Genomic DNA, 479 nt, shown 5'->3' on the forward strand with positions numbered 1-479 from the left:
AGCGCGCGAATTACCCTGGCGTAGCCGACCCATCCGACGAGGGCGAAGGCGGCGATGATGCCGGTGGCCCCGGCCCCGACACCGTCGCCAAGCAGGGACAGTGCGATGCCGGTGACGACGACCGCGAGCCCCGGCAGCGCCGACAGCCACCAGTGCGAGGTGACGAAGGCCTGGCCGTCGGCGATCATCGTGCCCCAGTCGGGGGTCGGCGGCTGAATGCCGAGCCCCAGGAACCCGAGGGTGACGATCGCGACCATGATGAGCACGATCTCGGTGGCGAGCAGCACGACCGCCTGCGGCAGCACATTCGGGAGGAGGTGCCGCACGAGGATACGCGCGTCCGAGAGCCCGGCCCCGCGCGCGGCTCGTACCCACCCCTGTTCGCGCAACGCGGCGGTGAGCGCGCGAATTACCCTGGCGTAGCCGACCCATCCGACGAGGGCGAAGGCGGCGATGATGCCGGTGGCCCCGGCCCCGAC

The 479-nt window shown here is 71.8% G+C and carries 1 protein-coding gene; it reads right to left on the reverse strand.

Features of this window, described 5'->3' with window-relative positions; all coding sequences use genetic code 11:
- Positions 1 to 479, reverse strand: a 479-nt coding sequence (locus tag AUL38_RS02565) for an ABC transporter permease (RefSeq protein WP_153006438.1), incomplete at both ends; no start/stop codon positions are given.

It is taken from the genome of Leucobacter sp. G161, assembly GCF_001482305.1.
In the GTDB taxonomy this organism is placed as follows: domain Bacteria; phylum Actinomycetota; class Actinomycetes; order Actinomycetales; family Microbacteriaceae; genus Leucobacter.